This is a genomic window from Corynebacterium sp. (assembly GCF_012837295.1).
Taxonomy (GTDB): Bacteria; Actinomycetota; Actinomycetes; order Mycobacteriales; family Mycobacteriaceae; genus Corynebacterium.
Map to the genome: position 1 here is coordinate 1 of NZ_DURI01000221.1, position 3,703 is coordinate 3,703.

Annotated in this window: 4 protein-coding genes; 1 reads left to right on the top strand and 3 read right to left on the bottom strand. The window is 69.5% G+C overall.

Annotated elements, in window-relative coordinates:
- Positions 1-1,064, top strand: a 1,064-nt coding sequence (locus GX015_RS07320) for a chorismate-binding protein (RefSeq protein WP_291343986.1), incomplete at its 5' end; no start/stop codon positions are given.
- Here GX015_RS07320 and GX015_RS07325 read toward each other — a convergent pair.
- From GX015_RS07325 to GX015_RS07335, 3 genes are all read right to left on the bottom strand, one after another.
- The gene (locus tag GX015_RS07325) at positions 1,048-1,386 is read right to left on the bottom strand and encodes a hypothetical protein (protein WP_291343988.1); all 339 of its coding nucleotides are present in this window, start codon (positions 1,384-1,386) and stop codon (positions 1,048-1,050) included. The two genes, GX015_RS07320 and GX015_RS07325, sit on opposite strands and share 17 nt — an antisense overlap.
- Positions 1,386-1,970 carry a hypothetical protein gene (locus tag GX015_RS07330; protein ID WP_291343990.1) on the bottom strand — a complete coding sequence of 195 codons (585 nt, stop codon included), beginning with the start codon at positions 1,968-1,970 and terminating at the stop codon, positions 1,386-1,388. Before GX015_RS07330 ends, GX015_RS07325 begins: the two co-directional genes overlap by 1 nt.
- Before the next feature lie 108 nt (positions 1,971-2,078).
- A partial coding sequence (locus GX015_RS07335; protein WP_366926254.1) for a BCCT family transporter occupies positions 2,079-3,703 on the bottom strand: 1,625 nt, incomplete at its 5' end.

Here is a 3,703-nt window from a genome sequence, read left to right on the forward strand (position 1 = left end):
ATGCCGCCGCGAATGCTGACGGAGCCTCCGACTCCCCCGCCGCGGGCACGTGGTCCGTGGCGCCCGGCGCGTCACCGGAGCTGGCCGCGGCGCTGCCCGCGCTGCTCTCCGACGCGGCCGCCTTCGAACTTCCGGAGGACCCCGTCATCGCATGGGACGACGGCGACCATGCCGCTCACCAGCAGGGCGTCCTCGACTGCCTCGACGCCATCCGCGCGGGCGACGTCTACCAGGCGTGCCTTTCCACGCGATTCCACGGCACCGTGACGCCGCCGGATGTCGTCGCCGGTGCCACCACCGCAACCTCGCCGTCAGCCGCCGTGGAAGCGCCCGCCCCGAATCCGACCGTGCACGCCGCTGCAGGGTGGTGGGCGCGTCGCGTCGTCACGCACTCCCCCGTGCGCGCGGCATTCCTCGCCGGAATCGACGACGACGGCCGTGACATCGTGGTCGCGTCGCTGAGTCCCGAGGAGTTCCTGGTGCGCGACGGGGGCACCGTGCGCGAATCGCCGATCAAGGGCACCGTGCCGCTGAGCGCCGATCCCGCCGAGCTGGCGGCGTCGGAGAAGGACGTGGCGGAGAACATCATGATCGTCGACCTCGTGCGCCACGACCTCGGTCAGGTGGCGGTGACCGGAGGCGTGCGCGTCACCGATCTGCTGGCCGTGCGGCCCGCGCCCGGCGTGTGGCACCTGGTGTCCGAGGTGACGGCGACGCTGCCCGAGACGCTGCCGCACGCCGACCTCATCGACGCCTGCTTCCCGCCCGCATCCGTCACCGGCACCCCGAAAAACCGGGCAGCGGAACTGTTGTCGGAATGGGAGCCGGTCGCGCGCGGCGTGCATTGCGGCGCCATCGGGGCTTCCACGGGCGAGATGCTGGAGCTCAACGTCGCCATCCGGACCGCGGAGTTCCGGGGCCCGGGTTCCGTGCTTCACGACGCCGACGCGGACGCCGTCACCGTGGAAGCCGGCGTCGGCGGCGGAATCACCATCGACTCCGACCCCGACGCGGAGTGGGCGGAAATCCTGGCGAAGGCCGCGCCCCTCATCGAGCCTGCTTAACCGCCCGCCGGACCGAATCCACGACCTGCACCAGGGCCGCGATGGCCACGCCCACCACCAGGAACGCTGCGAAGACCCGGTACCACCGCACGACGGTCAGTTCACCGGCGTCGCTCAGGCAGTAGTAATCGAAGCTCACCGCCGTCTCTCCCGGTCCCGGGTGCGTCACGTCCCGGACCGTATGAACCTCACCGCCGTCGCCGCCGCACAGCAGGAACGGCACGTGCTCGAAGAACGCCGGATAGATGGGGTAAAGGATGATCAGGGGCACCAGCAGCGGCAGCACCCGAATAATCACGAAGATCCCGATGTCCCGCGCCATCAGTGCACCCCCATTCCGGCACCGGTGGCCGGGTCGAACGACATGCTCACCGAGGACCGCTCCGAGGTCGCCGATCCGTTCAACACGGGAACGATCCGCTCATCGGCGCGATCGCCCATGGTCAACAGCGTCGCGATGAGGCTGAAGCCCTTCGCCGGCTCCCCCAACTCTTCCGCCATGGCGAGAAACATCGGGCGAGGATCCCGGATCATGGCCGGAACATCGGCCGGCAGGAAGTGCGGGGACGGTTCGGTGCCCGACGGACTCGTCCAGAGACTGCGCCCGTCCCATCGCACGAGATCGCACTCGTCCGGGTTCGACGCCATCGACACTTCACCATGCACCGCGTGAATCGACTGGAGCGACAGCGTCCGCAGGCGAAGATCCTTCACGGTGGAATACCCCGCATGCTCGGCGAAGCGGGACAACGCGTCGAGGATGAACCGGTCGCTGAACCCGCCGCCCCGGCGGAAGACTTCCGCGACCAGCTCGTTTTCCTCCACCGACCCCAAACACGCGGTCAGCGTCGACGTGGCCACCGCCGCGCCACCGAGGGCGAGAAACCCCCGCCTGCCGATCAGCACACCCATGCCCCTTTCGCCGAGACATCGAGAAACATCACATTTCCCGATGAATCTATCGGGCAGACGCGATTGGCGCAGCGCAGCGAGGTGCGCGGGGTGCCCCCGGGCTCAGCGTCGAGTCACCTTGCGGACCCGCTTCCGTACCTTTTGCTCGGCCTTCTCCCGCGCCCGCTGCTCCCGCAACATGCGCAGGTGCACCGTGCGGGCCGCCTTCTCGTCCAGGCGGCTGGGATCGTGGGCCACGCCTCGGATCAACGACACCAGCAGCGCGATGACCACCAGCAGGAACGGAGATCCGGCGACGATGATGATCGTCTGCAGCGACGACAGGATGTCGGTGCCACCGGAAAGCAGCATGGCGACGGCGATGAGCGTCGTCATCAGGCCCCACACCCCCGTCACCCACGGGGTCGGGTTGACGCGGCCGCGCTGGCTCATCGTGCCCATCACCGTCGACGCGGAGTCGGCGGTGGTGATGAAGAACGTCGCCAGCAGCACCATCGTGAACACCGACACGATGCCCGGCCACGGCAGCTCGTCGATCAAGGCGAACAGCATGGCCTCGGCGGTGCCGTCGCCCCAGATCGACCGGCCGGTGCGCTCGAACTCGATGGCCGTGCCGCCGAAGATGGAGAACCACACCAGCGTCAGCACCGACGGCACCACCACGATGCCGACGACGAACTCGCGGATGGTCCGCCCCCGGGAAATGCGGGCGAGGAACATGCCGACGAACGGCGTCCACGACACCCACCACACCCAGTAAAAGATCGTCCACGAGCCCAACCACTCGCCGGCGGTGCCGTCGGCGGACGCGGCGGAGCGCGACGTCATCTCGAACAACTGGTCCAGGTACGAGCCCAGCGCCATCGGGATCGAGTCGAGCTGGGCGACGGTGGGCCCGGCGATGAGGACGAAGGCGCCGATGGCGGCGGCCATCCACATGTTGAGCTTCGACATGATCTGCACGCCGCGGGCCACGCCGGACATCGCCGACACCAGGTACCCGATGGACAGCACTCCGATGACGGCGAGCATCACGCCGACCCCGGGGTCGGCGATGACGCCGGTGGCCCGGAAGCCCTCGGAGATCTGCGACGCCCCGAGCCCCAGCGACATGGCGGTGCCGAAGACGGTGGCGAAGATCGCCAGCACGTCGATGAGCTTGCCCAGCCAGCCGCGGGCGCGGCGCTCGCCGATGAGCGGGGCGCACGCCGCGGAAATCAGCTGCGGCCGTCCCATCCGGAACGTCGAGTAGGCGATCGCGCCGCCGACGACCGCGTACGTCGCCCACGCCACCGGCCCCCAGTGCAGCAGGGTGTGGGCGAACGCGTCCTCGGCGCTGCCGGGCGCGTGGCCGGGCACGCCGTTGCGGTAGTGGAACAGCGGTTCGTAGCCGCCGTAGAACAGCAGGCCGATGCCCATGCCGGCGGCGAACATCATGGCGATCCAGCCGCCGGTGGAGAACTCCGGCTTTTCGCCGTCGCGGCCGAGCCGGATGTGGCCGAAGGACGAAAACGCCAGAGCGAGCATGGCCACGAAGAAGACCACGGCGGCGATGATGAAGGCCCAGCCGAGCTTGCCGACGAGCCACTCGAAAGCCGCATTCGACGCCTCGCCGAAGCCGCCGGGCGCCGCGATGGCCCACACCGCGATGGCGAGCACGAGGATCAGCGCCGGGGCGGCGACGCCCCAGTCGATGGCGCGGGCGCCGGTCTCTGCGCCGGAGCGCC